Origin of the sequence: Pseudoxanthomonas yeongjuensis, assembly GCF_010093345.1 — a bacterium.
Lineage (GTDB): Bacteria > Pseudomonadota > Gammaproteobacteria > Xanthomonadales > Xanthomonadaceae > Pseudoxanthomonas_A > Pseudoxanthomonas_A yeongjuensis.
This window is the reverse complement of the sequence record NZ_PDWT01000001.1, coordinates 844,721-870,301: the sequence shown is the minus strand read 5'-3', so window position 1 is coordinate 870,301 and position 25,581 is coordinate 844,721. Positions and strand designations below refer to the sequence as shown.

The window sequence follows — 25,581 nt, the reverse complement described above, 5'->3', positions numbered from 1 at the left end:
CAGCGGGTTGCGAGACCCATCATGATAGGCGAAACAACTTCCATACCCGCTCCGGTCGACGCGTCCGTCCCTGAAACACAGCAACCCGCCAGGGTGCCTGTGCCGAAGGAAGCGGCGAAGGAAATCGGCGGTCGCGACGGTCCGGAACCGACGCGTTACGGGGATTGGGAAAAAAACGGACGCTGCATCGATTTCTGATCAGCATTGAGCCAACGCGGTCAGCACGATCGCCCAGCCGAGAGACGAGCCCAGCGAATGGCGACCCGACCACGTCCGCTTTCACCACACCTGCAGGTGTACCGCTGGCAGATCCAGATGATGACTTCCATCATCCATCGGGCCACCGGAATCATCCTCGCCTTCGGCGCGCTGCTGATCGCGGCGGCATTGCTGGCCCTGGCCACCGGCTCCGAAGCCTGGGATTGCGTGCGCGACCTGGCCGGTTCCTGGTTCGGCCTGGCGGTGTTGTTCGGCTGGACCTGGGCCTTCGCCTACCACCTGCTCAACGGCATCCGCCACCTGGTGCAGGACGCGGGTTTCGGCTTCAGCATCCCGGCCTTCGTTCGCAATGGCTGGTTGTCGGTGTTCGGCAGCCTGTTGCTGACCGGGGCGATATGGGGCGCGGTCGCAGCCAAGGGAGGCTGGCTATGAGCCTTCGTTACCGGACCCCGTTGAAGGTCGCCAAAGGCCTGGGCTCGGCGAAGGAGGGCACTGGCCACTTCCTCGTCCAGCGCCTGACCGCGATCGCCCTGGTATTCCTGGCCTGCTGGTTCGTGTACTTCGTCGTCGGCCTGATGCACGCCGATTACCTGACCGCCACCGACGCGGTCGCCAGGCCGTGGAACGCGATGCTGCTGATCGCCTTCCTGGTGGCGATGTTCTGGCATGCGCAACTAGGCGTGCAGGTGGTCATCGAGGATTACGTGCACAGCCATGGCCTGGCACTGACCGCGCAGATCGCGGTGCGTTTCGTCTGCATCCTTGGCGCGCTGGCCAGCGTTTTCGCCGTGGTCCGCATTGCGTTGGGGAACTGATTGATGTCCGCTTACAAGATCACCGAACACAAGTACGACATGGTCGTGGTCGGCGCCGGCGGCGCCGGGCTGCGCGCCACTTTCGGCCTGGCCGCCAAGGGCCTGCAGACGGTGTGTCTGACCAAGGTGTTCCCGACCCGTTCGCATACGGTCGCCGCGCAAGGCGGTATTTCCGCCGCGCTGGGCAACATGGGCGAGGACGACTGGCGCTACCACTTCTACGACACCATCAAGGGCTCGGACTGGCTGGGCGACCAGGATGCGATCGAGTACATGTGCCGCGAGGCCATCCCCGCGATCATCGAACTGGAGCACTACGGCGTGCCGTTCAGCCGTACCGAAGAGGGCAAGATCTACCAGCGTCCGTTCGGCGGCATGACCACCAAGTACGGCGAAGGCCCGTCCGCGCAGCGCACCTGCGCCGCCGCCGACCGTACCGGCCACGCCATGCTGCACACGCTGTACCAGCAGTCGTTGAAGCACGATGCGCGCTTCATGATCGAATACTTCGCCCTGGACCTGATCTTCGACGAGGAAGGCGCCTGCAAGGGCGTGCTGGCCCTGGACATGGCCGAAGGCACGCTGCACCTGTTCCGCGCCCAGGGCGTGGTCCTGGCCACTGGCGGTTACGGCCGCGCGTATTTCAGCGCCACTTCGGCGCATACCTGCACCGGCGATGGCGGCGGGCTCGCACTGCGCGCCGGCCTGCCGATGCAGGACATGGAGTTCGTGCAGTTCCATCCCACCGGCATCTACGGCGCCGGCTGCCTGATCACCGAAGGCGTGCGCGGCGAAGGCGGGATCCTGCGCAACAGCAGCGGCGAGCGCTTCATGGAGCGCTACGCCCCGCACTACAAGGACCTGGCCTCGCGCGACGTGGTCTCGCGCTCGATGACGATCGAGATCCGCGAGGGCCGCGGCGTCGGCGAGCACAAGGACCACATCCTGCTCGACCTGACCCACCTGGGGCCGGAAGTGATCAACGAGAAACTCCCGGGCATCGCCGAAAGCGCGCGCATCTTCGCCAACGTCGATGTGGCCAAGCAGCCGATCCCGGTGATCCCGACCGTGCACTACAACATGGGCGGCATCCCGACCAACTACCACGGCGAGGTGGTGCGCAAGGTCGGCGACGATCCCGATGCCGTGGTCCCGGGCCTGTATGCGATCGGCGAAGCGGCCTGCGTGTCCGTGCATGGCGCCAACCGCCTCGGTTCGAACTCGCTGCTCGACCTGGTGGTGTTCGGGCGCGCGGTGGCCAACCGTTGCGCCGAAACCATCAAGACCGGCGCGTCGCACAAGGACCTGCCGGCCGATGCCTGCGACAAGGCGCTGTCGCACCTGGACAAGCTGCGCAACGCCAACGGTGGCACGCCGACGGCGGTGATCCGCGACAAGATGCAGCGCACGATGCAGGCCGATGCCGCGGTCTTCCGCACCAGCAAGACGCTGAAGGAAGGCTGCGACAAGATGGCCGACATCTACGCCTCGTTCGAGGACGTCAAGGTCTCCGACCGTTCGCTGGTCTGGAATTCCGATCTGATCGAGACCTACGAGCTGCACAACCTGCTGCTGAACGCGGTGGCCACGATCAATTCGGCCGAACAGCGCCACGAGAGCCGCGGCGCGCACGCGCACGAGGACTTCCCGGATCGCGACGACGCCAACTGGATGAAGCACACCCTGGTCAACGTCGACGAGAAGGGCCAGTGCAGTTTCGATTTCCGCCCGGTGCACATGTACACGTTGAGCAAGGACGTGGACGTGGTGCCGCCGAAGCCGCGCGTTTACTGAACCCGGGACAGAAGACAGACATGGCAGAATTTTCGCTCCCGAAGAACTCGAAGGTCCAGAAGGGCAGGCATTTCCCGGCCAAGGGCGCCAAGAATCCGCGCACCTTCAAGGTGTATCGCTGGAGCCCGGACGACGACCAGAACCCGCGCACCGACACCTACGAGGTCGACCTGGCCGCGTGCGGACCGATGGTCCTGGACGCGCTGATCAAGATCAAGAACGAGATCGATCCCACGCTGACCTTCCGCCGTTCCTGCCGCGAGGGCATCTGCGGCTCGTGCGCGATGAACATCGATGGCACCAACACCCTGGCCTGCACCCGCGCGATCAGCGACTGCAAGAAGACCGAGGTGCCGATCTACCCGCTGCCGCACATGGACGTGGTCAAGGACCTGGTCCCGGACCTGACCCATTTCTACGCCCAGTACGCCTCGATCAAGCCGTGGATCCGCACCCAGACCGCGGCGCCGGATCGCGAGCGCCTGCAGTCGCCGGAAGACCGCAAGCAGCTCGACGGACTGTACGAATGCATCCTCTGCGCATGCTGCTCCACGTCCTGCCCCAGCTACTGGTGGAACGGCGAGCGTTACCTGGGTCCGGCGATCCTGCTGCAGGCCTACCGGTGGATCGTAGATTCGCGCGACGAGGACACCGGCGCGCGCCTGGACGATCTGGAAGATCCGTTCAAGCTGTATCGCTGCCACACCATCATGAACTGCGCGCGGACCTGCCCGAAGGGCCTGAACCCGGCGCTGGCCATCGCCGAGATCAAGAAGCTGATGCTGGCGCGCCGGGCATAATATTTTTGCTCGTCGTTCCCGCGTAGGCGGGAACCCGGCGACTTGCGCCCTTGCCGTCATCCCGGTTGTTTTCAACAGCCGTATGGCTGGTCAAGCTGGGATATTTTTGATCTTGCAGCAAGGCGTCGGAGTCGAAAATAACTGGATTCCCGCCTTCGCGGGAACGACGATTCCAGGGGGTCGCGAATGAGCGGAAAAGAAATCTTCTACCCCATGCTCGCCATGGTCGTCCTGACCCTGGTCGTCTGGCTGCGTCTCTATGCGGTGCGCATCCCCGAGATGCGGCGCCTGCGGATCCATCCCCAGTCCGTGGCCACGTCCGCGCAGAAATCCGCACGCCTGGTCGATACCCGCGCCGCCGACAATTTCAGCAACCTGTTCGAAGTGCCGGTGCTGTTCTATCTGGCGCTGATCGTGGCCTGCCTGACCCGGCAGGTGACGCCGCTGGTGCTCGGGCTGGCCTGGGCCTTCGTCGCCGGTCGCGTGCTGCACAGCCTGATCCAGTGCAGCTACAACAAGGTCATGCATCGCTTCACCGTGTACTTCGTTTCGACCGGCCTGGTATGGATATTGTGGGCGGTGCTTGCGGCGGGCCTGGTGCGCGCATGAGCGACGTGCAAACCGCGCACGAAGCGGAAGAGATCGAGTTCCGGCGCCTGCGCTGGCGTTGCCGGCGCGGCATGCGCGAACTCGACCAACTGTTAGGCCGTTATCTCGATCGCCAATGGAAGCAGGCTTCCGGCGAAGATCGCGGGGTTTTCCTACAGCTTCTGGAATCCGAGGACGATAAGCTCTGGCGCTGGTTCATGGGCTACGAACAATGTCCCGATGACGCACTCGCATCACTCGTCCAGCGGATCCGTCAGCTGCCGGCTTGAATGGCGTCCTTCGCGCTGGGTGACCGGCGTGCTGTCGCTGCTGGGAATCCTGGCTGCCTTCTCGATGCTGGTCTCGGAGATGCCGCGGCTGGCGGCCTGGCCGCTGGCCCTGTCGGCCCTGGCTTACGGCCTGTGGCGGGCATGGCGGGAATCCAGATCGCCAGTCCACGAACTCTTTTTCCCCGGCAACGACGACCTGCCGGTCATGCTCGATGGGGCGCCGATCGACTCGGTCGAGGTGCAGTGGCGCGGCTCCCTGGCGTTCGTCCGCTGGCAAGGGCGAGACGGGCAGAGCAGGCACCTGTCCTGGTGGCCGGACACGCTGCCCGCCGCCCGGCGACGTGAACTGCGTCTGGCCGCTGGAAGCCTGGAGGCTGCGCGGAACAGGCCGGCGATGGCACCATAGCGGCCTATGTTCAAACCCATCCCTGTCGCCATCGGCCTGCGCTACCTGCGCGCCAAACGCCGCAATGGCTTTATTTCCTTCATCTCGCTGGCCTCGATCCTCGGTATCGCCCTGGGCGTGACCGTGCTGATCACCACGCTGTCGGTGATGAGCGGCTTCCAGCGCGAGATCCGCGACCGCATGCTGCAGATGACCGCGCATGCCACGGTCAGCGCCGCGGGCGAGTCGATGCAGGACTGGCCGCATGCGGTGAAGGTGGCGATGCAGGATCCTCGGGTGGAGGGTGCGGCACCGTACGTGGATATCCAGGCCCTGATCGAAGGGGTGCGCAACCAGCCCGCGATGGTGCGTGGGATCCTCCCGGCGGAAGAGAAGAAGGTCTCGATGCTGGCCGAGAAGATGAAGCGCGGCAGCCTGGATTCGCTGGAGCCAGGCTCGTTCAACATCGTGCTGGGCCAGGAGCTGGCGTTGTGGCTTGGGGTCAGCACCGGCGATAGCGTGCTGGTGATGCTGGCCGATGCGCAGTCGACACCGATGGGAGCAGTGGCCAAGATGAAGCGCTTCAAGGTCAGCGGAATCTTCGAGGCCGGCTACAACGAGATCGACAAGGGCCTGGCCGTGGTCAACATGTCCGACCTGCAGCGCGTGCTGAAGATGGGCGAGGGCGTCACCGGCGTGCGCCTGAAGCTGCACGACATGGATCAGTCCTGGGAAGTGGCCCGCGACCTGGCCGAGCATCTGCAGGGCCCGTACCGGATCAGCGACTGGACCAGCGAGAACGCCAATCTCTACAGTTCGCTGAAGATGGAAAAGACGGTGATGGGCATCCTGCTGTCGTTGATCATCGCCATGGGCGCATTCAATCTCGTTTCCTCGCAGGTGATGCTGGTCACCGACAAGCAGGCCGACATCGCCATCCTGCGTACTCTGGGCCTGACCCCGCGCGGGGTCATGCAAGTGTTCATGGTCCAGGGTTCGCTGATCGGCATCATCGGCACGGTGCTGGGCGTGGTCGGGGGAATCCTGTTGACCATCAACCTGGAGCGGATACTGGGATTGATCGAATCCACCTTCAACGTCACCTTGTTGCCTGCCGATGTGTACTACATCACCGGCCTGCCGTATGACCTGCAGTCCAGCGACGTGACGATCATCGCCCTCATCGCGCTGGCCATGAGTTTCCTGGCCACGCTGTACCCGGCATGGCGCGCGGCGCGCACCGATCCGGCGGAGGCGCTGCGTTATGAGTGATCGGTCGATGAGTGATCAATCGAGTCCGGGCGCCGTCATCCAGTGCGAGAAGCTGGCCAAGACCTATGCCGAAGGCAAGATGAGGACTCCGGTTTTCGATGGTCTGGACTTGAGGGTCGAAGCGGGCGAAACGGTGGCCATCGTCGGCGCCTCAGGCGCCGGCAAGAGCACGCTGTTGCACCTGCTCGGCGGCCTGGATACGCCGACCGCGGGCGAGGTCTACGTGGCAGGGAAGAAGATGTCCTCGCTGTCGAATTCGGCGCGCGGGCAATTGCGTAACCAGGCGCTCGGCTTCGTTTACCAGTTCCATCACCTGTTGCCGGAATTCACCGCACTCGAGAACGTGATGATGCCGGTGATGCTGGGTGGCGTCGACGTGAGGGCGGCCGCGCAACGCGCCAAGGCGTTGCTGGAGAAGGTGGGTTTGGGCCATCGCATCGAGCATAAGCCCGGCGAACTTTCCGGTGGCGAACGCCAGCGTGCCGCGGTCGCGCGCGCGCTGGTCAACCAGCCCGCCTGCGTGCTCGGCGACGAGCCCACCGGCAACCTGGACGAGAAGACCGCGGCGACCGTGTTCGAACTGATGCTGGAGCTCAACCGCGAACAGAAGACCAGCCTGGTGCTGGTGACCCACGACCGGCGCCTGGCCCGCAAGCTGGACCGCGTGCTGGAGCTGCATGAGGGCAAGTTGCGCGGCCTTGCGCTGCAGGATGTCTGAGGCGCAGGGCTTCCCGTCGCAAGACCGACCGGTCGGTGCCTGGATCAGGCGTTGACGGCTTCCGCGGGTGCGTTCTGGAAGTTGCGGTAAGGCTTGGTCAATCCGCTCGTCGGCTTGCCCTCGAAATCCAGCCAATGGTTGCGTTCGAAGTCGTACAGCTTGCAGCGGCGCATGGTGTCGAAAAAGTAGCCGATGCTGGCCTTGGCCACCACCGCGCGTTCGCCCATCAACTCGTTGTACCTGATCTGTGCCTTGTGCAGGCGGTAGCACGGCATGGCCGGATACAGGTGGTGCACCGGATGGTTGTTGACGTCGTGCACCATCCAGCCCAGCCAGCGCGGCAGGTCCACGTGCACGGAAACCAGCTCGCCTGCGCGCTCCAGTTCCGCATTCGGGGCATCGCCGCGATACCAGGCCAGATCCGGGCAGGTGTGCATGGACCACAGCACCAGGCAGGCGGCGAACATGAAGGTGAAGAACGGCAGCAGCAGGCCCAGGAACAGGCCCATCAACGGGCTGTTGTGCGAGTACAACGGCGCCGCCAGCAGGAACGCCGCATAGATGAGGTTGACGATCACCACGAAGGCGCAATGCTTCCAGGCCGAGGCGCGCATCGACGCCGGCAGCCCGGCGTGCGGGAACAGTTTGGCCTGGCTCCAGCGCTCGACGATGTAATAAGTAGCGAAGGAAACCGGGTTGGCCTGCCGGTAGAAACGCTCGCGCCACTGTTTCCATCGCGGCAGGGCATCGAACTCGGCCTTGGTCAGCGGCGTGTAGGTGTCCTTGTGGTCCTTGTTGGTATGCGCGTGGTGCAGGATGTGGTGGTCGTACACCCACATCCGGTAACTGTAGAGGCAGGGCAGGAAACACATCACGCCCAGGAACCAGTTCAGGCGCTTGCCTTTCACCAGGCTGCCGTGCGCGGCGTCGTGGCCGACCGTCAGCAGCGTCCCGATCTTGAACCCGGCGATCATGCTGCACAGCAATTGCATCCATAGCGAAGGCAACAACAGGGCTCCGGCGATCGCGGCGATATAGACGATGTAATCGAACAGGAACAATGCCAGTCCATGGGCGGTGGATACCTTGGAGAAGGGCGAGATCTCACGTATCAGCTCCCTGCGGGTAATCGTCGTGCCTTGCATAATGCGTATCCCCCTGAAGAGTCGGCGGCAGTGCCCCGACGATGCGATTTCCTGAAGGCTGTCATTCACGACCTGCGGTCGCGAAGCCGGTTTCCCCCCGGCTTCAAAAGCTGTAGTTCCCCTTACGCTTCGTAGTCTAGCAACAGAGGTCCGGCGTGCAATGTGCGCCGCGGCACAGGCGCGGACGGGTGGCGACAGCGCTCGGGCGGGACGGGCGGAAAATCAGGAAACCCCTACCGCATCGCGGCTTTCCCGCCGATGGCGGCAGCGTGCCGGACCTCGGCATAGTGGCCCGAACGCAAGCCGGTAGCCGCGAATGCCTGCAGGAAACGGATCTTCCCCGACGCCCTTCAGCGTCGCCAACGCGCTGGCCTTGCTGGCGGGAATGGGCGCATGCCTGGGTCTTCCCGGATTGCCGCCATGGCCGCTGCTCGGCATCGCGGTGGCCGCTGGCCTCGCATGGTGGTGGAGGGGACGACGATTACGGGCGCTGGGCCTGTTGCTGGTCGGTTTCGGTTGGGCGGGTTTGCAGGCAACGACGGTGCTGTCTTCGCAGCTGCCACCATCGTGGGAAAAGCGCGACCTGGCCATCGAAGGCCGCATCGACAACCTGCCGGAATTCCAGCAGCGGCGCACGCGCTTCCGGTTCCGTGTCGATGACGATGCCGCACAACCGCAACCCCTGCGCGGCAAGCTGCTGCAACTTTCCTGGTACGACGATTTCGATGCGAAGGAACCCGGGCCGCGCAGGCAACTGCGGGCCGGCGCACGCTGGAAATTGCACGTGCAGGTGCGTGCGCCACGCGGATTGAGCAACCCAGGCGGGTTCGACAGCGAGCGCCATGCGCTGGCGCAGCGGATCGCCGCGACCGGCTACATACGCGCGCCCGGACTCGCACGGCAGCTTGCGCCCGGACAGGGCGTCGATGGCTGGCGCGAGCGCATGTCCGCGCGCATCGATGCCGCGGTCGCCTCGACTTCGTCGCGCTACGTGCGCGCGCTTGCGCTGGGCGACACGCGTGGCCTGGACGATGCCGACTGGGAAGTCCTGCGCGCCACCGGCGTCACCCACCTGATCGCGATTTCCGGGTTCCACGTGGGCCTGGTCGCGGGCTTCTTCGCGTTGTGCGTCGGCGGGTTGTGGAAATGGTTTCCGTCGTGGGCGCGACGCATGCCGCGGCCTCAAGCAGCGGGTCTTGCCGCCTTGGCCGGTGCTTTCGGCTACGCGGTACTGGCGGGTTTCGCACTGCCGACCACGCGCACGGTGCTGATGATCGCCGTGGTGGTGCTGGCCCGGCTCTGGCGGCGACCGGTACGGATCGCCGATTCGCTGGCCCTGGCGGCGATCGCGGTGTTGCTGTTCGATCCCCTTTCGCTGCTGGCGGCCGGCTTCTGGCTCAGTTTCGCCGGCGTGGCCTGGCTGGCATGGTGCCTGCCGCAATCCCGGCACTGGGCGAAAGGATTCCTGTCCGCGCAGGGTGTCGCCACCCTGGGGCTGTTGCCGCTGACCGTGTTGCTGTTCGGCCAGGCCTCGGCGGTAGGGCCGCTGGTCAACCTGGTCGCGATCCCGTGGTGGAGCCTGGTGGTGGTGCCGTTGGCCCTGATCGGTACCGCACTCGAAGCATTGCATGCCGGGTTTGGCGGCTGGGCGTGGCGTGCCGCGGCCTGGTGTTTCGACCTGACCTGGCCGTGGTTCTGCAGGCTGGCCGAAAGCCGCTTCGCCTTGTGGTGGCTGCCCGAGGCGCATCGGGTTGCGTTGCCGCTCGCGCTGTTCGGCGCGTTCTGGCTGCTGCTGCCGCGTGGCGTGCCGGGCAAGGCGCTCGCGGCCTTGCTGTGGCTGCCGTTGCTGTGGCCGGATCGCGGCTTGCCGCAACAGGGCGAAGCGCAGTTGCAGGTGATCGATGTGGGCCAGGGGCTTTCGGTGCTGGTCCGCACCCGGGATCACGCCCTGCTGTACGACGCCGGCCCCGCGGTCCGCGACGGCTTCGATGCGGGCGAGTGGGCGGTGGTCCCGACCCTGCGCGCACTGGGCGTGCCGCGACTGGACCGCGTGGTCATCAGCCATGGCGACAACGACCATGCCGGCGGTTTCGAATCGGTCGGTGCAGAGGTGCCTGTGGCGCTATCGATGACGCCTGCAGGCTCGCCGGTCGCAACCACGGACCGCTGCGTGGCCGGCCAGGCCTGGCAATGGGACGGCGTGCGCTTCCGCTTCCTGCATCCGACCGCGCATTTCCCCTATCTCGACAACGAATCGAGCTGCGTGCTGCGGGTGGAGAGCAGGCATGGAGCGGTGTTGCTGACCGGCGATGTGGGCGAAGTGATCGAGCGTGAGCTATTGCGCCGCGATGCCGCCAGCCTCCGCGCCGACGTGGTGCTGGCCGCGCACCATGGCAGCGCGGGGTCCTCCGATCCGGATTTCGTCGCCGCGACCGGTGCGCGGCTGGCCCTGGTGTCGGCGGGTTTCGGCAATCGCTTCGGCCACCCCAAGCCGCAGGTCGTGCGTCGCTGGCAGGACCGGGGCGCCGAAGTGCTGAACACGGCGGACAGCGGCGCCATCAGCGTCTGGCTGGGCGATGGCGGCCTCGAGCTGCGTGAACACCGCCGCGCCCGGGCGCGTTTATGGGACGCCGTGCGGCTGCGCCATGCGGCTACGCTATCCTATCGATCCGCGAACGAACGGCCACAGGTGCCGGAGGACTGAAAGTGCTGGAATTGGTCAAGGCCGGCGGCTGGCCCATGATTCCCCTGTTGTTGCTGGCCGTGGTGGCCCTGGCCATCGTGGTCGAGCGGTTCTGGACCCTGCGGCGCAAGGAAGTCCTGCCACCAAACCTGGGCGAAGAAGTGCGCAACTGGGCCGCGCGTGGGCAACTGGACCCGGCGCATATCGAATCGTTGCGTCGCAATTCGCCCCTGGGCGCGCTGCTGGCCGCCGCGCTGGACATGCGCAACCGTCCCCGCGAGCAGATCCGCGAACGGATCGAGGATACCGGCCGCCACCTGGTCCACCGGATGGAGAAATTCCTCAACGCCCTGGGCACTATCGCCGCCGCCGGCCCCTTGCTCGGCCTGTTCGGGACGGTGGTGGGCATGATCCAGATGTTCCTGGGCATCCTCGACCACGGCGTCGGCGACGTGAACCAGTTGGCCGGCGGTATCGGCAAGGCGCTGGTCTGCACCGCGACCGGCATGATCGTGGCGATCCCGGCGCTGATGTTCCATCGCCATTTCCGCAGCCGCGTCGCCGGCTACGTGATCGACATGGAACAGCAGGCCAGCGCGCTGCTCGATGCGCTGGACGCCAAGTCCGTGGCCGTGGTCCGCGCGCGCGTCGGGCAGGGCCAGAACGCCGCGCCGAACCAGGCCTGACCCCGCATGCGCATCCGCGACGACCGTGCCCACGACGAACCGGAGATCAACCTGATCCCGTTGATCGACGTGATCCTGGTGCTGATCATCTTCTTCGTCATCACCACCACCTTCGATGCGCGTTCGACCCTGCAACTGCAGTTGCCCAGCGCCACCGGCGAGCCGGCCAGCGACCAGACCCGGTCGCTGAGCGTGCTGATCAATGCTGAGGGCCGCTATTTCGTCGGCGACCAGGAAGTGCTGCGCACCGATATCGACTCGCTGAAGCAGACCATCGCCCAGGTCGGTGGCGATGATCACGGTCGCGCGGTGCTGCTGCGCGCCGATGCGCGTACCCCGCACCAGGCGGTGGTCACCGCGCTCGATGCGCTGGGGCAACTGGGGTTCCGCAGGATCTCCATCGCCACGGCGCCCGAGCAGCGCAAATGAGCAAGTCGCGCACGCCGGTCTGGCCGATCTACAGGCGCCTGCTCGGTTATACCGCCCGTTACCGCTGGTTCCTGGGCGCAGCCCTGGTCGGGATGATCATCGAGGCCACGGCCGGCTATAAGTTCGTGCGCCTGATGGAGCCGCTGACCAACCAGGGATTCGTGCATCCGGATCCGAAGATGGCGGTGATCCTGCCGCTGACCATCGTCGTGATTTTCGTGATGCGCAGTTTCGCCACCTTCGTTTCCGATTACGGGATGGCGCGCACCGGGCGCAGCGTGGTCAGGGACCTGCGCGAAGAAGTGCTGGCGAAATACCTGCGCCTGCCTTCGTCGCATTTCGATGGCGAAGCCACGCCGGTGATGGTCAGCAGGCTCAACTACGACACCGAACAGGTGACGCAGGCCAGCGCCGATGCGCTGAAGACCGTGGTGACCGATACGCTGACCATCGTCTACATGGTGGTTTCGATGCTCCAGTCCAGCGTGCGCGTGACCCTGGCGCTGCTGGTGATCGCACCGCTGATCGGCATCATCGTGTCGTACGTGGGCAAGCGTTACCGCAAGATCAGCGGCGGCATCCAGGATGGCATGGGGCGCATGGCCCAGGCAGCGGAGCAGTCGCTGGCCGCGCAGCAGGACGTCAAGGTGCACGGCGCGCAGCGCCTGGAGATCTCGCGCTACGCGAAGCTGGCCAACCGCATCCTCGGCCTGAACATGAAGGTGGAGACCACGCGCGCGCTGGCCTCGAGCACGGTGCAGTTCCTGGCGGCGTTCGCGCTGGCCGCGATCGTCTGGGTGGCGACCCGCGAAGCGCTGGTGGGACGCCTGAATGCCGGCCAGTTCATCGTGCTGATGACCTCGATGATGGCGATCATCCCTTCGTTGAGGCGCATCACCAGCATCCAGACCCAGATTTCGCGCGGCGTGGCCGCGGCAGAACGCCTGTTCGGCGTGCTGGACGCGACCGAGGAACAGGACCGCGGCCAGGTTTCGGTAGCGCGCGCGCGCGGCGAGTTGATGTTCTCCCACGTGGACCTGCGCTACCCGGGCCACGAGCGCACCGTGTTGAGCGACATCAGCTTCACCGCGCGGCCGGGCACGGTCACTGCCATCGTCGGGCGCTCCGGCAGCGGCAAGACCAGCCTGGTGCGGCTGGTGCCGCGGTTCTATGAACCGACCGCCGGCCTGATTACCCTGGATGGCATACCGCTGGAGGACTATCGGCTCACCGAATTGCGTCGGCAGATCGCGCTGGTCGGGCAGAAAGTGATGTTGTTCGACGACAGCGTGGGCATCAACATCGCCTATGGCGCGGAAGCGGATCCGGTGAAGCTCCGTGCCGCCGCCGAAGCCGCCAACGCCTGGGAATTCATCGAGCGGTTCCCGCAGCAGATGGAGACCCCGATCGGCGAAAACGGAGCGCTGCTTTCCGGTGGCCAGCGCCAGCGCCTGGCCATTGCCCGCGCGATCCTGCGCGACGCGCCGATCCTGATCCTCGACGAAGCCACCGCCGCGCTGGACAACGAATCCGAGCGCCTGGTGCAGAACGCCTTGCAGAAGCTGATGCCCGACCGCACCACGCTGGTCATCGCCCACCGCCTGTCCACCATCGAGCATGCCGACCAGGTGCTGGTGCTGGATCAAGGCAAGCTGGTGGAGCAGGGTACGCATGCCGAACTGTTGGCCAAGGGCGGACTCTATTCCCACTTGCACGGCATGCAGTTCCGGGAAACCGAGTGAGCAAGCTGCAGGACAAGACTCCCGCGTATTGGTATGGCGATGCGGCAGTGCCCTGGCATGCCCGTTTGCTGGCCGGGCTGTACGCGTCGGTCGTTTCCCTGCGCCGCAAGCTGTTCCGGAAAGGAATATTGCGCAGCCACAAGCTGCCGGTGCCGGTGATCGTGATCGGCAACGTTTCCGTGGGCGGCACCGGCAAGACGCCGCTGACCATCGCAGTGGTGCAGCGGCTGCGGGACGCGGGATGGAAACCGGGCGTCGCCAGCCGCGGTTACGGGCGCAGCGATGAAAGCAGCGCCGCCTGGGTGGAGGCCGATACGCCGCCCGCGCTGGGCGGCGACGAGCCGATACTGATCGCGCGCCGGGCCGGCGTGCCGGTGCGGGTGGACCGGTCCCGGTCCGCGGCCGCACGCGAGCTGATCGCGGCCGGTTGCGACGTGGTCGTCTGCGACGACGGCCTGCAGCACTACCGCCTGCGCCGCGACGTGGAAATCGAAGTCATCGATGGCCGCCGCCGCTACGGCAATGGCCGGCTGTTGCCTGCCGGTCCGCTGCGCGAGCCGCCGGAACGCGGCGCGGAATGCGATTTCCGCGTGGTCAACGGCGGCGACGCCAGCTTCGGCGAATGGTCCATGCAATTGCACGCCGATCGCGCGGTGCCGATGCGTGGTGGGCGCAGCCGCCCGCTGGCTTCCTTCGGCGGGCACCGCGTGCATGCGGTTGCCGGCATCGGCAACCCGCAACGGTTCTTCGAAATGCTGCGCAGCCTGGCGATCGGCGTGGTCCCGCATGCCTTCGCCGACCACCATCGCTACGTGGCCGCGGATTTCGAGTTCGGCAGCGAACTGCCGGTGCTGATGACCGAGAAGGACGCGGTCAAATGCGCGGCGTTCGCCAACGAGTGGCATTACAGCGTGCCGGTGACCGCGGAACTGCCGGAGGCGTTCTGGGTCGCGCTGCTGGAAAAGCTGGGCAAGAGATAAGAAACAGTAAGTGATGTGCGCTGGCAGTTGGCGGACATCAATTGAATGCAAGTACACCGCCCGACATGGATGTCCTGTTCTTCCCTGTCATCCTGGCGAAAACCACGATGACGAACAAAAAAGTCACGCCGTTCCTCGTTCCTCGTTCCTCGTTTCTCGTTCCTCGTTTCTCGTTTCTCGTTCCTCGTTCCTCACTCCTCACTCCTCACTCCTCACTCCCCACCATGCCTCCCGATTTCATAGTCGCCATTCCCACCCGCTATGCCGCCACGCGCTTGCCGGGCAAGCCGTTGCGCGCGCTCGGCGGCGAACCACTGGTGGTGCACGTCGCCCGCCGTGCGCTGGCCGCAGGCGCGCGCGAAGTCTGGGTCGCGGCCGACGACCCGCGCATCGTCGAGGCCCTGGGTGAAACCGGGGTGCGCGTGGCCATGACCTCCGCCGCGCATGCTTCGGGCAGCGATCGCCTGGCCGAATGCGCGGATATCGCCGGCTGGCCCGACGACACCCTGGTGGTGAACCTGCAGGGCGACGAACCATTCGCACCGGCGTCGGGCATCCGCGCCGTCGCCGAGGCTTTGGCTGCCAGCGGCGCGGAAATGGCCACCCTGGCCGCCGCCATCGACGATCCGGAAATCCTGTTCGACCCCAACGCGGTCAAGCTGGTCCGCAACCAGCGCGGCGATGCGCTGTATTTCAGCCGCGCGCCGATTCCCTGGCATCGCGATGCCTTCGCCGATGATCGCAGCGCGCTGGTTCCCGGCGAATGCCTGCGCCATATCGGCATCTACGCCTATCGCGTCGGGTTCCTGCGCCGGTTCGCGAAGATGCCGCCAGGAAGACTGGAAGGGATCGAATCGCTGGAACAGCTGCGCGCGCTGGAAGCGGGTTTCCGCATCGCCGTCGCGCTCACCCCGGAACCGTTCCCGCCAGGCGTGGATACGCCGGAGGACCTGGCCCGCGCCGAGGCCCATCTGGCCGCGGGTGCCGTTTGAAACTGCTGGTGGTCTGCCTGGGCAACATCTGCCGCTCGCCCATGGCCGAAGGCGCCTTGCGTGCGCGCATCGCCGCTTCGCCACTGGCCGCGAAGGTGACGGTCGATTCGGCGGGAACGGCGGGCTGGCATGCCGGCAAGCTACCGGATCCGCGCAGCATCGCCTGCGCACGCGGGCATGGCGTGGATATTTCCATGTTGCGCGCGCGCCAGCTGCGCAAGCAGGACTACGCGGAATTCGACTGGCTGTTGTGCGCCGACCGCGAGAACCTGCGCGGTGTCATCGCCCAGGCACCGGCAAACGCGCGCGACAGGGCCGCCTTGCTGATGGAATGGGCCGGTATCGACGGCGATGGCGTCATTCCCGATCCCTACACCGGCGGCCCCGCGGAGTTCGAGCATGCATGGCGACTGGTCGATTCGGCGGCACAGGCGGTTGTGGCCCGACTGTGCGCGCAGTGAGACTCCGGCATAATCGGGATACCGATGAGTACTTATCCCGCACCTGAACTCCCAGGCAACCTGCAATGGCTCAATGCCCCTGCGAGCTCGCTGCATGAGCAGCGCGGGCGGGTGGTGGCGCTGGTCTTCGTCAATGGCGCATCGGCCTGGTCATGGCAGCGCCTGCGCGACGTGGCCCAGCTGCACACCCGTTATCCGGGGCGCCTGCAGCCGCTGGCCGTGTGCGCGCCGCGCTTCGATTGCGAGCGCGATCCGCAGTACGTGCTGAAACAGTTGCGCCGCCAGGGCGTGAACTTTCCCATCCTGCACGACCTCGACTGGCAGGCCTGGCAACGCTTCGGCATCGAGGCCTGGCCGACGGTGCTGCTGATCGACGCCAATGGCCAGGTTCGCGAACGCGTGACCGGCCTGGATTCGATGGCCGAACTGGAGCGGCCGCTGGCGGCGTTGTGCGACGCGCTGCCGATGCCGAACGACGACGATTTGCGTGCGTTCGTGGAAGCCAGCGCCGAGCCGCGCCTGCCGCTGCGCTTCCCGGGCGGCATCGCAGCGACCGAGGATCGCGTGTACGTGGCCGACAGCGGCCATCACCGGATCCTCGAATGCAACCATGCCGGGCGCGTGCTGCGCCAGTTCGGCATGGGCACCGCCGATTTCATCGATGGCGATCTGGAGCAAGCCGCATTCCGGCGCCCGCACGGGCTGGCCCTGGTCCGCGACGTGCTGTACGTGGCCGATACCGGCAACCATGCCTTGCGCCGGATCATGCTGCGCAGCGGCCGCGTGGACACCATCTGCGGCAACGGCCGTGCCGGGGAACCGGTCGAAGGCATCGTGTCCTCGGCGCGCGATATCGCCCTGAACCAGCCGCAAGCGGTGTTCGCGACCGACAGCGAAGTGCACCTGGCCCTGGCCGGCGACAACCGCATCTGGAGCTATGGCCTGGGTCGCGGCGAGCTGACCTGTCGCGCCGGCTCCGGCCAGCTCGAGGTGCGCGACGGCAGCGGCTCCATGGCCGCCTTCGCCCAGCCGACGGCGCTGGCCGGCGTGCAACAGGTGTTGTACGTCTGCGATGCGCTGGGCTCGGCGGTGCGTTCGCTGCAGTTGCGCAACAACACGGTGCAGACATTGCTGGGGCAGGGCGCCTGGGAATTCGGCGATGCCGATGGCCCACGCGAGCGCGCGCGCCTGCAGAATCCACGGGCGATCGCGCTCAGCCCCGATGCGCCGTTGCTGTGGATCGCCGACAGCGGCAACGGCAAGCTGCGCACGCTGCGTCTGGGCGGGGGCGAAGTCTCCGCGGTGCCGTTGCCGCGGCGCCTGCATGGCGTGGCCGGGCTTTCGGTCGCGGCCGGCGCGGTGTGGATCGCCGAGACCGACGCGCACGCGGTGCTGCGCTTCGACCCCGCCACCGGTGAGCTGGGCCGGGTCGCGATCGACGAGTGACGGGCGCGGGCGTGGCAGGCAGGTTCGACGGCAAGGAATACGCGGCGGGGCTGAGCACCGCGCCGGGCGTCTATCGCATGTATGCCGCCGACGACAGCCTGCTGTACGTGGGCAAGGCCGGCGCCTTGCGCAAGCGCGTGTCCAGTTATTTCAGCAACAGTCCCAAGACCCCGCGCATCCACGCCATGCTGGCCCAGGTCGCGCGCATGGACGTCACCGTCACCCGTACCGAGGGCGAGGCGCTGCTGCTGGAAAACCAGCTGATCAAGTCGCTGGCCCCGCGCTACAACGTCTCCCTGCGCGACGACAAGAGCTATCCCTACGTGATGCTGACCACCGAGCAGTGGCCGCGCATCGCCATGCATCGCGGGCCGCGTGCGGTGGCGGCGCGCTATTTCGGCCCATACCCCGGCGTGGGCGCGGTGCGCGACACGCTCAACCTGATGCAGAAGCTGTTCAAGATCCGCAATTGCGAGGACAGCGTGTTCCGCAACCGCACCCGGCCATGCCTGCAGCACCAGATCGGACGCTGCAGCGCACCCTGCGTGGGCCTGGTGCCGGTGCCGGACTACGCCGATTCGGTGCGCCGCGCCGCGTTGTTCCTGGATGGTCGCAGCGACGAACTGACCAGCGAACTCGGCGCGTCGATGGAAGCGGCCAGCGCACGCCTGGATTTCGAACAGGCCGCGCGCCTGCGCGACCTGATCGGTTCGCTGCGCAGCATGCAATCCCGCCAGTACGTGGACGGGCGCGCCGCCGACCTGGACGTGCTGGCCTGCGCCATGCAGGGCACCGGTGCCTGCGTCCTGTTGCTCGCGTTCCGGGACGGCCGCAACCTGGGCACGCGCGCCTTCTTCCCCAGGACCAATGGCGAGGACAGCGCCGCCGAAGTGCTGGCCGCCTTCGTTTCCCAGTACTACGCGGAACAGATCCCGCCGCAGGAAATCGTGCTGGATCGCGAGATCCCCGACGCTGCGCTGATCGAGACGGCGTTGTCCGCCGCCGCCGAACGCAGGGTGCAGTTGAAGTGGAGCGTGCGCGGCGAACGTGCCGGCTACCTGCAGCTGGCCACGCGCAACGCCGAGATCACCCTGGCCAGCGAATTGTCCAGCCGCAACGCGCAGCAGGTGCGCGGCGAGGCCCTGCGCGACCTGCTGGGTCTTTCCGAACCCGCCAAGCGCATAGAGTGCTTCGATATCAGCCACACCATGGGCGAGGCCACCGTCGCGTCCTGCGTGGTCTTCGACGGCAACGGACCGGTGCGTTCCCAGTACCGCCGCTACAACATCACCGGGATCGAGCCGGGCGACGACTACGCGGCGATGCGCCAGGCGATCGAGCGGCGTTTCCGGCGGGGGATGGAAGAGGGCGGGATATTGCCCGAGGTCCTGCTGATCGATGGCGGCGCAGGACAGCTGACCCAGGCCCGCGCCGCGCTGGCCGAACTGGGCGTGGACGGCGTAACCCTGGTCGGCGTGGCCAAGGGCGTGGAGCGCCGCGCCGGCCACGAGACCCTGATCCTGGCCGACGGCCGCGAAGTGAACCCCGGCGCCGCCTCGCCCGCGCTGCAACTGGTCCAGCAGGTGCGCGACGAGGCCCATCGTTTCGCCATCACCGGCCATCGCGGCAAACGCCAGAAGGCGCGCATGACCAGCAGGCTGGAAGACATCGCCGGCATCGGGCCGCGCCGCCGCGCCAGCCTGCTCAAGCATTTCGGTGGATTGGCGGGATTGAAAGCGGCGGGAATCGACGAAATCGCGCGGGTGGAAGGGATCAACGCCGCGCTGGCCGAGCGAATCTACGCTAACCTGCATGGGTTGGCGCCGCCAGTGGCGCCTCCCGTTGCAGGAAGCGAGCAAGCCAAGCAATGAAGTTGACCATCCCCACCTGGTTGACCCTGCTGCGGATCTTCATGATCCCGGTACTGGTCGTGGTGTTCTATCTGCCCTATGCCTGGGCCAATTTCGCGGCCGTGTTCGTGTTCGTGCTGGCGGCGCTGACCGACTGGCTGGATGGCTGGATCGCGCGCCGCTACAACCAGTTTTCCGCTTTCGGCGCGTTCCTCGATCCCGTCGCCGACAAGTTGATGGTGGCAGTGGCGCTGTTCCTGATCGTGCAGGGCCATCCGACTCCGTGGATGGCGTTCTGGGCGGCGGTCATCGTCGGCCGCGAGATCGCGGTTTCGGCGCTGCGCGAATGGATGGCCGAACTGGGCCAGCGCGCGAAAGTGAAGGTCGCGGCCCTGGGCAAGTTCAAGACCATCGTGCAGATGGTCGCGCTGGGTTGCCTGCTTTATTCGGTCACCCCGGCCAGTGCGCCGCAGACCAATATCTGGATGGGCAGCCTGGTTTTCCATATCGGCGACTGGTTGCTGGCGATCGCGGCCATCCTCACCTTGTGGTCCGGAGCGCTGTATTTGCGCGCCGCGTGGCCAACCTTGCGCGAGGATGAACGGGCAGCTGTTGACAGTTCGCGTAAGGACGGTAAAATTCCGCCCCTCACTACGCGGGAATAGCTCAGTTGGTAGAGCACGACCTTGCCAAGGTCGGGGTCGAGGGTTCGAGTCCCTTTTCCCGCTCCAGTTTCACGACGAAACCCCGTTCGCGGGGTTTTGTTTTGTGGGGCGCTACAATCAGCGCCTCAGCGCCCAAATCGGCGCGAGTCACCGGCCTGGTGGCAGAGTGGTTATGCAGCGGCCTGCAAAGCCGCGTACGCCGGTTCAATTCCGACCCAGGCCTCCATCATCGGCGACAGCCGGTGGGTTCGCTGAAAACGCCCGCCATCGCGGGCGTTTTTTGTTGGGGAGTGTCCTTTCCTTCTCCCGCGAGCGGGAGAAGGTGGCCGACAGGCCGGATGAGGGAGGGGTGCGATAAACCGACGCTACGTTCCCGTTCTCAGCATCCTCCCCGTATCATGATCCACGCCCGCAACCGGGCCAGCTATCCGCATGCCCGGGTGGCGAAATTGGTAGACGCATCAGACTTAAAATCTGCCGGGGGCAACCCCATGCCGGTTCGATTCCGGCTCCGGGCACCATCGCCGACCTTCGGGGCGGTCCGCAACACGCCGCGAGGAACACGATGACCCGTTACCTGGCCTATGCGCTCAGCATCGCCCTTGCACTGCTGTCGTTGCTGCTGACGCTGCATTCGCCTGCATGGTGGTGGGGCGTCGTCGGTTTCGGCACGCTGGCGTTGCTGGGCACCTGGGACATCGTGCAGAAGCGCAGCACCCTGCGCCGCAACTATCCGCTCCTCGCCCACTTCCGTTACGGGCTGGAATCGGTCGGCCCGGAAATGCGCCAGTACTTCATCGAAGGCGACACCGCCGAAGTCCCGTTCTCGCGCCAGCAGCGCGCCCTGGTCTACCAGCGCGCCAAGGGCGTCAACGACGTGGTCCCGTTCGGCAGCCAGCAGGGCGTGTACAGCGTCGATTACGAATGGCTGAACCATTCGCTGGCGCCGATCGAGATCGAATCGCACGATTTCCGCATCGTCATCGGCAGCGAATCCGCGCAGCCGTATACGGCCAGCGTGTTCAACATTTCGGCGATGAGCTTCGGTTCGCTGTCGGCCAATGCCATCCGTGCGCTCAACGCGGGCGCCAGGCGCGGGAATTTCTACCACGACACCGGCGAGGGTTCGATTTCGCCCTATCACCGCGAACCCGGCGGCGACCTGGTCTGGGAAATCGGTTCCGGCTATTTCGGTTGCCGCAACGACGACGGCACTTTCAGCGGGGAGCGCTTCGTCGAGAACGCGCGCGCGCCGCAGGTGAAGATGGTCGAGGTCAAGCTGTCGCAGGGGGCCAAGCCCGGCCATGGCGGGGTGTTGCCGGCGGCCAAGGTCAGCCACGAGATCTCGATCACCCGCGGCGTGCCGATGGGCGTGGACTGCGTGTCGCCGGCCCGGCATTCGGCGTTCTCCACGCCCAAGGGCCTGCTGGAATTCGTGGCCCGGCTGCGCGAGCTGTCCGGCGGCAAGCCGACCGGGTTCAAGCTGGCCATCGGCCATCCGTGGGAATGGTTCGGCATCGCCAAGGCCATGCAGGAAACCGGAATCCTGCCGGACTTCATCGTGGTCGACGGGGCCGAGGGCGGCACCGGCGCGGCGCCGGCGGAATTCATCGACCATGTCGGCGTGCCCATGCACGAGGCGCTGATGCTGGTCCACAACACCCTGGTCGGCCTGGGCCTGCGCGACCGCATACGCATCGGCGCGGCCGGGCGCATCACCAGCGCGTTCGACATCGCCCGGACCCTGGCCATGGGCGCGGACTGGTGCAACGCGGCCCGCGGCTTCATGTTCGCGCTGGGCTGCATCCAGTCGCAGAGCTGCCACAACGACAAATGCCCGACCGGGGTGGCCACGCAGAATCCCAACCGCTGGCAGCACCTGGACGTGGCCGACAAGGCGATCCGGGTGCAGCAGTACCACGACAACACGCTGAAGGCGCTGCGCGACCTGCTGGGCGCGTCGGGGCTGTCGCATCCGGAGCAGCTGGGGCCGGAACACATCCTGCGGCGCATTTCGCCGGTGGAGATCCGTTCGCTGGCGGCACTGTTCCGGTTCCTGGAGCCGGGGGAACTGCTGAACCGGATCCCGGAACACGCGGTTTTCCACAATTTCTGGGCCGACGCCCGCAGCGATTCGTTCGCGCCCCCGGCGCGGGTCAGCTCCCTGCGCGAGTCCAAGTCCCGTTAGGCGGGCGGGCTGCTTGTGGGAGGGGCGTAAGCCCCGATGCCTTTCCACCCACATCCCTCGGGGCTGACGCCCCTCCCACAACAGCAAGCTGGCACCAGCCCGGGTCTTTTCGCAGCCAGCGAGGTCAAGCGCTGATTGACCAGAACCGCCCCGACCTTTAACATCTGCGGCCCGATTCGCACCCATTCGGGCGGTTAGCTCAGCGGTAGAGCATTGCCTTCACACCTGTAAGTCAGCGGTGACTGCCACAGCTCAAAACCCTTACGCTGTATAGCTTTTGACTTCAGTGCTTGCTGAGTCCCTACGCTGTGGGGTATGCATGGGGTATCAAGTAAGTCAGTCCATAGTGACTTTTCGCGCTTACTGGTCGGGATTTTCCGTCCACCAATTCATCAGCTCGCTCCGCAGGTATCGAACAGCTCGGCCTTTTCTCAGGAATGGTGGCCCGCGTTTTTGCCACCTCGCTTTCTCATACCAGGCTGCGCTCATCTTGGTTAAGGCGGCCGCTTCTCTTGTCGTTAGAAACTCGTCCTGCATAGGCGGTTTCAGTTCCCTCGTTTGCCTGCGCATTCTCGCCATCCTCCTGCTTTCACATGGCACCGCGCCATGCCTGACTAATATAATAGTCCAAAATGGGTTATTCCATTTTGGGCTATAGCCTCGCTGAATGACGCGGGTGCTAAATAGCCATGAGTACGTCTTGCTGCGGCGAGAGCTGATAGCAGCACGCGAGGCAGCTGGCCTTACCCAGGTCGAACTAGCTGCCAAGCTGGCTCGAACTCAGTCTTTCGTTTCGAAGTATGAAAAGGGTGAGCGGCGGTTGGACGTGATTGATTTTTTGATGGTGTGTCGAGGCCTTGATGTAGAGCCATCTGAATTGATCCGACTTGTGGACCATAAAAAAGGCTGACGCCTATTTGCAGGGCAGGGCTTCGCGGCCATGCGTTCATCGTCTTACTGGAGATCGTGATGAAGCTCGACGAAAGCAAATTGTCCATTGCGAACCTGCGCGACATGTTGGTCCGAGGCGACCTTGTTGCCAATCGAGATTACCAGCGATCGCCAGGGCTATGGCCGAATGCGTCGAGAAGCTATTTCATAGACACGATTCTCGAAGGCTATGCATTCCCCAAAATATATCTCCATGAGTTCCTGGATCGAAAGTCTAAGAAGGTCAAGACCGAGATCGTTGACGGTCAGCAACGCATCACCACCATCCAGGATTTTCTGGGAGACAAGTTCGCGCTAGGTAAGAACTCGGCGAAGTATCATGGCCTGAAATTCTCTGATCTGGACGATGACACGCAGGACGCTTTCCTGTTCTATGTCGTATCAAGCGACGTAATACGGGATGCAGGCAGAACTGAGATCCTTCAGATGTTCCGCCGCATGAATGCATACACCTTGCCATTAAACGCTGCAGAGAAGAGGCACTCTGAGTTCTTTGGTGAGTTCAAGGACATGGTCAATCGTGTGCTTGATCGAGCAGGATTGTTGGCCGAGTGGGATGTTTTTACTACACGACAGATTGTAAGAATGGCAGATGCGGCGTTTGTCGCAGACGTTGTGTTGGCCATCGAAGAGGGTGTCGTTAGTACCAGTGATGCAAAACTACACGTTCTCTATAAGCGCTACGACAGTGCCTATCCGCAGGCGGAGAACGTTGAGAAGATAATCTTGCAGATGTTCGACGTTATCGCACGCGACCTGTCGCCCATACGGGGGTCGTATATGACGAAGCCGTTCGCTCTGCATGCGCTGTTTTGCGCTCTTTACCATAACGCCTACGGCTTGAAGAACTTTCTTGAAGAAACAGGGATTGCACCAATAGGTCAGCCGTTTGGCTGCCCCCCTGAGCGTGCTGTAGCCAACCTTCTAGAATTGGCCGCCGCTCACGAGAGCAAGGACATGTCCCGTTATCCAGAGTATGTCGAAGCGATGAGTGCAGGTTCGAACCGGGCGGCGCAAAGAACTGAGCGCATTTCCATAATCTGCGCTGCACTGAGAGACCAGCTGTAGGCGAGGGGCTTCGGTGGAACTGTTCCCGCTGCGATTCGCGCTGGAGCTCAAGCTCGCCAGATGCGAGCAGGCGTTTAAGGATGCGCTGCTTCTGGTTGCTCAGTCGGACCGGCTGAAACGGAGACACCGACTCGAAGGTGCGTTATCGGATGCCTGGCAGGCGTATTGCGGATTCGTTCGATTGGTCGTTATGAGATCTAGCACGGGCTGCACAACAGCAAGCGGGGTCGTTCATGCCGCCTCCATTGCACCAGCCACTTGGCAGCGGGCTTCCTATATTGCAACCCAGGTGAAGCAACGCCGCCCCATCGACGCTGGTTCAGAGAATAGCGTGATGCGGTTCGAACCAACTTGGGGTGACCCCCTGGTTATCACTAGGGTTGTTACTCAGTTGAATCCCGGCAATGCAGCAACCCTCGTCCGAAACCTAGGCGGCGGCTTACATGGTCCAAAACACTGTCAGCTAGTCCGCAACGCATGCGCCCATCTCAACCATCAGAATAAGGCTGATGTGGAAGCTCTCTCACCCTTTTACACCGCATCACGCATAAGGCATCCAGTGGAAGCAACTGCTTGGCGTGACCCTGTAACCTCCCAACATGCGTTCGTGTCCTGGCTTGACGACATGAGAGTGATTGCCGAGGGATGCGTAGGCTAGTGGCTCAGTCGGGTGACCACGAACGTTGCTGTCCTACGGCAATGCTCTATTAATTTTGTGCCAAATAAATTTTTTGTTATGCTATGCAGCTAGCGAGGTGAATCCGATACCCCATGGGGTATCAACCAGCGAAAACTGGGCGTCTCTATCGCTTGTAAGTTATTGATTTCAGGGCGGTTAGCTCAGCGGTAGAGCATTGCCTTCACACGGCAAGGGTCGCAGGTTCGAACCCTGCACCGCCCACCAATGTCTCAACGAAAAAGGCCGCCCTAGCGCGTGGCCTTTTTCGTTGCGCGTAGCAAACGGTAGCCCGGGTAGAGCGCAGCGAAGCCCGGTGCTCTTCAATTGATCCGCCAAGGGCCCCGGGTTTCGCTGCGCTCTACCCGGGCTGCGCTACTGCTGCGAGACCATCGGTTGGTGGTAACCCGTCAGATCATGAGGCCCTAAAGCCAATCCATTGTCGGCCATCGCTGACAATTCCTACTGGCGCGCCCAGCATCGCTGCATAGCGAATGGCTTGATCGATTCCGGCTTGCGCCCCCACTAATGAGGTGCTGCATGCGACAACATGTTCGTGTAATCCGTCCTCTTTAGTAGTAGGCGGTGATAAGACGTCCATAGCAGTATCCAGAGGAGATGCTGAGTCTTTATCACCTTTGCTGGTTCATGCATATGTCCGCTTCGGGTCGCAACGCAACGGTTTCAGTGACGTGGGGTGAACTTGCGAATTCCAACATGCACTTTGGACTGGCCTCA

At 64.6% G+C, this 25,581-nt stretch carries 24 protein-coding genes, 4 tRNA genes and 1 pseudogene; 27 read left to right on the top strand and 2 right to left on the bottom strand.

Features of this window, described 5'->3' with window-relative positions; all coding sequences use genetic code 11:
* The first annotated feature begins 21 nt into the window (after nucleotides 1-21).
* The 10 genes from CSC74_RS03860 to lolD all read left to right on the top strand — a co-directional run bounded on the left by CSC74_RS03860 (nucleotide 22) and on the right by lolD (nucleotide 6,881).
* Entirely contained in the window at nucleotides 22-198 is a 177-nt protein-coding gene (locus CSC74_RS03860; RefSeq protein ID WP_162313074.1) for a DUF1674 domain-containing protein, read from the top strand.
* Between the two features lie 57 nt (nucleotides 199-255).
* Nucleotides 256-651 (top strand): succinate dehydrogenase, cytochrome b556 subunit, encoded by a 396-nt coding sequence (gene sdhC / locus CSC74_RS03855; protein ID WP_162313073.1) that lies wholly within the window; start codon nucleotides 256-258, stop codon nucleotides 649-651.
* Nucleotides 648-1,034, top strand: coding sequence for a succinate dehydrogenase, hydrophobic membrane anchor protein (sdhD, locus tag CSC74_RS03850; protein WP_162313072.1), 387 nt, complete (start codon nucleotides 648-650; stop codon nucleotides 1,032-1,034). Before sdhC ends, sdhD begins: the two co-directional genes overlap by 4 nt.
* A gap of 3 nt (nucleotides 1,035-1,037) precedes the next feature.
* Complete coding sequence (sdhA, locus tag CSC74_RS03845) at nucleotides 1,038-2,828, top strand: succinate dehydrogenase flavoprotein subunit (RefSeq protein WP_162313071.1); 1,791 nt, start codon at nucleotides 1,038-1,040, stop codon at nucleotides 2,826-2,828.
* A 20-nt stretch (nucleotides 2,829-2,848) separates the two neighbouring features.
* Nucleotides 2,849-3,628 (top strand): succinate dehydrogenase iron-sulfur subunit, encoded by a 780-nt coding sequence (locus tag CSC74_RS03840; RefSeq protein WP_162313070.1) that lies wholly within the window; start codon nucleotides 2,849-2,851, stop codon nucleotides 3,626-3,628.
* Between the two features lie 186 nt (nucleotides 3,629-3,814).
* Nucleotides 3,815-4,237: an MAPEG family protein gene (locus CSC74_RS03835; RefSeq protein ID WP_162313069.1), complete on the top strand. Its 423-nt coding sequence runs from the start codon at nucleotides 3,815-3,817 to the stop codon at nucleotides 4,235-4,237.
* Complete coding sequence (locus CSC74_RS03830) at nucleotides 4,234-4,506, top strand: FAD assembly factor SdhE (protein WP_162313068.1); 273 nt, start codon at nucleotides 4,234-4,236, stop codon at nucleotides 4,504-4,506. The genes CSC74_RS03835 and CSC74_RS03830 overlap by 4 nt, the downstream gene beginning before the upstream one ends.
* Nucleotides 4,457-4,912 (top strand): hypothetical protein, encoded by a 456-nt coding sequence (locus CSC74_RS03825; RefSeq protein WP_162313067.1) that lies wholly within the window; start codon nucleotides 4,457-4,459, stop codon nucleotides 4,910-4,912. The genes CSC74_RS03830 and CSC74_RS03825 overlap by 50 nt, the downstream gene beginning before the upstream one ends.
* A gap of 6 nt (nucleotides 4,913-4,918) precedes the next feature.
* Nucleotides 4,919-6,163 carry a lipoprotein-releasing ABC transporter permease subunit gene (locus tag CSC74_RS03820; RefSeq protein WP_162313066.1) on the top strand — a complete coding sequence of 415 codons (1,245 nt, stop codon included), beginning with the start codon at nucleotides 4,919-4,921 and terminating at the stop codon, nucleotides 6,161-6,163.
* A 7-nt stretch (nucleotides 6,164-6,170) separates the two neighbouring features.
* Nucleotides 6,171-6,881, top strand: coding sequence for a lipoprotein-releasing ABC transporter ATP-binding protein LolD (gene lolD / locus CSC74_RS03815; protein WP_425501410.1), 711 nt, complete (start codon nucleotides 6,171-6,173; stop codon nucleotides 6,879-6,881).
* A 44-nt stretch (nucleotides 6,882-6,925) separates the two neighbouring features.
* On the opposite strand, the gene CSC74_RS03810 is transcribed toward lolD, so the two are convergent.
* The gene (locus tag CSC74_RS03810) at nucleotides 6,926-8,026 is read right to left on the bottom strand and encodes a fatty acid desaturase family protein (protein WP_162313064.1); all 1,101 of its coding nucleotides are present in this window, start codon (nucleotides 8,024-8,026) and stop codon (nucleotides 6,926-6,928) included.
* Between the two features lie 316 nt (nucleotides 8,027-8,342).
* On the opposite strand from CSC74_RS03810, the pseudogene CSC74_RS03805 reads away from it, so the two are divergent.
* The 14 genes and pseudogenes from CSC74_RS03805 to CSC74_RS03740 form a co-directional block, all read left to right on the top strand.
* Nucleotides 8,343-10,839, top strand: a pseudogene (locus CSC74_RS03805) (DNA internalization-related competence protein ComEC/Rec2); the annotation flags it as partial.
* Nucleotides 10,733-11,395, top strand: a complete 663-nt coding sequence (locus CSC74_RS03800) for a MotA/TolQ/ExbB proton channel family protein (RefSeq protein ID WP_162313062.1) — start codon at nucleotides 10,733-10,735, stop codon at nucleotides 11,393-11,395. The pseudogene CSC74_RS03805 and the gene CSC74_RS03800, both read left to right, overlap by 107 nt.
* A 6-nt stretch (nucleotides 11,396-11,401) precedes the next feature.
* Nucleotides 11,402-11,824 (top strand): ExbD/TolR family protein, encoded by a 423-nt coding sequence (locus CSC74_RS03795; protein WP_162313061.1) that lies wholly within the window; start codon nucleotides 11,402-11,404, stop codon nucleotides 11,822-11,824.
* Entirely contained in the window at nucleotides 11,821-13,566 is a 1,746-nt protein-coding gene (gene msbA / locus CSC74_RS03790; RefSeq protein ID WP_162313060.1) for a lipid A export permease/ATP-binding protein MsbA, read from the top strand. Before CSC74_RS03795 ends, msbA begins: the two co-directional genes overlap by 4 nt.
* Nucleotides 13,563-14,546, top strand: a complete 984-nt coding sequence (gene lpxK / locus CSC74_RS03785; protein ID WP_162313059.1) for a tetraacyldisaccharide 4'-kinase — start codon at nucleotides 13,563-13,565, stop codon at nucleotides 14,544-14,546. The genes msbA and lpxK overlap by 4 nt, the downstream gene beginning before the upstream one ends.
* A 224-nt stretch (nucleotides 14,547-14,770) precedes the next feature.
* The gene (gene kdsB, locus CSC74_RS03780) at nucleotides 14,771-15,538 is read left to right on the top strand and encodes a 3-deoxy-manno-octulosonate cytidylyltransferase (protein ID WP_162313058.1); all 768 of its coding nucleotides are present in this window, start codon (nucleotides 14,771-14,773) and stop codon (nucleotides 15,536-15,538) included.
* Nucleotides 15,535-15,999: a low molecular weight protein-tyrosine-phosphatase gene (locus CSC74_RS03775; RefSeq protein ID WP_162313057.1), complete on the top strand. Its 465-nt coding sequence runs from the start codon at nucleotides 15,535-15,537 to the stop codon at nucleotides 15,997-15,999. The genes kdsB and CSC74_RS03775 overlap by 4 nt, the downstream gene beginning before the upstream one ends.
* A gap of 24 nt (nucleotides 16,000-16,023) precedes the next feature.
* Nucleotides 16,024-17,445, top strand: a complete 1,422-nt coding sequence (locus tag CSC74_RS03770) for a redoxin domain-containing protein (RefSeq protein ID WP_162313056.1) — start codon at nucleotides 16,024-16,026, stop codon at nucleotides 17,443-17,445.
* An 11-nt stretch (nucleotides 17,446-17,456) separates the two neighbouring features.
* Nucleotides 17,457-19,316 (top strand): excinuclease ABC subunit UvrC, encoded by a 1,860-nt coding sequence (gene uvrC, locus CSC74_RS03765; RefSeq protein WP_162313055.1) that lies wholly within the window; start codon nucleotides 17,457-17,459, stop codon nucleotides 19,314-19,316.
* A complete protein-coding gene (pgsA, locus tag CSC74_RS03760) occupies nucleotides 19,313-19,960 on the top strand; it encodes a CDP-diacylglycerol--glycerol-3-phosphate 3-phosphatidyltransferase (protein WP_162313054.1) in 648 nt (215 codons plus the stop codon). The genes uvrC and pgsA overlap by 4 nt, the downstream gene beginning before the upstream one ends.
* Nucleotides 19,951-20,026, top strand: a tRNA-Gly gene (locus CSC74_RS03755). The genes pgsA and CSC74_RS03755 overlap by 10 nt, the downstream gene beginning before the upstream one ends.
* Before the next feature lie 86 nt (nucleotides 20,027-20,112).
* A tRNA-Cys gene (locus CSC74_RS03750) sits at nucleotides 20,113-20,186 on the top strand.
* A gap of 208 nt (nucleotides 20,187-20,394) precedes the next feature.
* A tRNA-Leu gene (locus tag CSC74_RS03745) sits at nucleotides 20,395-20,481 on the top strand.
* A 44-nt stretch (nucleotides 20,482-20,525) separates the two neighbouring features.
* Nucleotides 20,526-22,148: an FMN-binding glutamate synthase family protein gene (locus tag CSC74_RS03740; protein WP_162313053.1), complete on the top strand. Its 1,623-nt coding sequence runs from the start codon at nucleotides 20,526-20,528 to the stop codon at nucleotides 22,146-22,148.
* A gap of 360 nt (nucleotides 22,149-22,508) precedes the next feature.
* On the opposite strand, the gene CSC74_RS17715 is transcribed toward CSC74_RS03740, so the two are convergent.
* Nucleotides 22,509-22,685 carry a helix-turn-helix transcriptional regulator gene (locus CSC74_RS17715; protein WP_162313710.1) on the bottom strand — a complete coding sequence of 59 codons (177 nt, stop codon included), beginning with the start codon at nucleotides 22,683-22,685 and terminating at the stop codon, nucleotides 22,509-22,511.
* Between the two features lie 130 nt (nucleotides 22,686-22,815).
* On the opposite strand from CSC74_RS17715, the gene CSC74_RS03730 reads away from it, so the two are divergent.
* The 3 genes from CSC74_RS03730 (at nucleotide 22,816) to CSC74_RS03720 (ending at nucleotide 25,071) form a co-directional block, all read left to right on the top strand.
* Nucleotides 22,816-23,058, top strand: a complete 243-nt coding sequence (locus CSC74_RS03730; RefSeq protein ID WP_162313052.1) for a helix-turn-helix domain-containing protein — start codon at nucleotides 22,816-22,818, stop codon at nucleotides 23,056-23,058.
* Nucleotides 23,059-23,117: 59 nt separating this feature from the next.
* Nucleotides 23,118-24,167: a DUF262 domain-containing protein gene (locus CSC74_RS03725; RefSeq protein ID WP_162313051.1), complete on the top strand. Its 1,050-nt coding sequence runs from the start codon at nucleotides 23,118-23,120 to the stop codon at nucleotides 24,165-24,167.
* Between the two features lie 829 nt (nucleotides 24,168-24,996).
* Nucleotides 24,997-25,071: transfer RNA gene (locus CSC74_RS03720), tRNA-Val, on the top strand.
* The last annotated feature ends 510 nt before the right edge of the window (nucleotides 25,072-25,581 follow it).

What these genes read in the sequence shown, in the direction of transcription:
- CSC74_RS03860 (WP_162313074.1), top strand. Translation starts at nt 22, where the DNA reads ATGATAGGCGAAACAACTTCCATACCCGCTCCGGTCGACGCGTCCGTC.
- msbA (WP_162313060.1), top strand. Translation starts at nt 11,821, where the DNA reads ATGAGCAAGTCGCGCACGCCGGTCTGGCCGATCTACAGGCGCCTGCTC.
- CSC74_RS03835 (WP_162313069.1), top strand. Translation starts at nt 3,815, where the DNA reads ATGAGCGGAAAAGAAATCTTCTACCCCATGCTCGCCATGGTCGTCCTG.
- CSC74_RS03840 (WP_162313070.1), top strand. Translation starts at nt 2,849, where the DNA reads ATGGCAGAATTTTCGCTCCCGAAGAACTCGAAGGTCCAGAAGGGCAGG.
- CSC74_RS03795 (WP_162313061.1), top strand. Translation starts at nt 11,402, where the DNA reads ATGCGCATCCGCGACGACCGTGCCCACGACGAACCGGAGATCAACCTG.
- lolD (WP_425501410.1), top strand. Translation starts at nt 6,171, where the DNA reads ATGAGTGATCAATCGAGTCCGGGCGCCGTCATCCAGTGCGAGAAGCTG.
- CSC74_RS03820 (WP_162313066.1), top strand. Translation starts at nt 4,919, where the DNA reads ATGTTCAAACCCATCCCTGTCGCCATCGGCCTGCGCTACCTGCGCGCC.
- CSC74_RS17715 (WP_162313710.1), bottom strand. Translation starts at nt 22,685, where the DNA reads ATGCAGGACGAGTTTCTAACGACAAGAGAAGCGGCCGCCTTAACCAAG.
- CSC74_RS03810 (WP_162313064.1), bottom strand. Translation starts at nt 8,026, where the DNA reads ATGCAAGGCACGACGATTACCCGCAGGGAGCTGATACGTGAGATCTCG.
- CSC74_RS03825 (WP_162313067.1), top strand. Translation starts at nt 4,457, where the DNA reads ATGACGCACTCGCATCACTCGTCCAGCGGATCCGTCAGCTGCCGGCTT.
- CSC74_RS03830 (WP_162313068.1), top strand. Translation starts at nt 4,234, where the DNA reads ATGAGCGACGTGCAAACCGCGCACGAAGCGGAAGAGATCGAGTTCCGG.
- CSC74_RS03770 (WP_162313056.1), top strand. Translation starts at nt 16,024, where the DNA reads ATGAGTACTTATCCCGCACCTGAACTCCCAGGCAACCTGCAATGGCTC.
- sdhC (WP_162313073.1), top strand. Translation starts at nt 256, where the DNA reads ATGGCGACCCGACCACGTCCGCTTTCACCACACCTGCAGGTGTACCGC.
- CSC74_RS03725 (WP_162313051.1), top strand. Translation starts at nt 23,118, where the DNA reads ATGAAGCTCGACGAAAGCAAATTGTCCATTGCGAACCTGCGCGACATG.
- pgsA (WP_162313054.1), top strand. Translation starts at nt 19,313, where the DNA reads ATGAAGTTGACCATCCCCACCTGGTTGACCCTGCTGCGGATCTTCATG.
- CSC74_RS03740 (WP_162313053.1), top strand. Translation starts at nt 20,526, where the DNA reads ATGACCCGTTACCTGGCCTATGCGCTCAGCATCGCCCTTGCACTGCTG.
- kdsB (WP_162313058.1), top strand. Translation starts at nt 14,771, where the DNA reads ATGCCTCCCGATTTCATAGTCGCCATTCCCACCCGCTATGCCGCCACG.
- sdhD (WP_162313072.1), top strand. Translation starts at nt 648, where the DNA reads ATGAGCCTTCGTTACCGGACCCCGTTGAAGGTCGCCAAAGGCCTGGGC.
- sdhA (WP_162313071.1), top strand. Translation starts at nt 1,038, where the DNA reads ATGTCCGCTTACAAGATCACCGAACACAAGTACGACATGGTCGTGGTC.
- CSC74_RS03730 (WP_162313052.1), top strand. Translation starts at nt 22,816, where the DNA reads ATGACGCGGGTGCTAAATAGCCATGAGTACGTCTTGCTGCGGCGAGAG.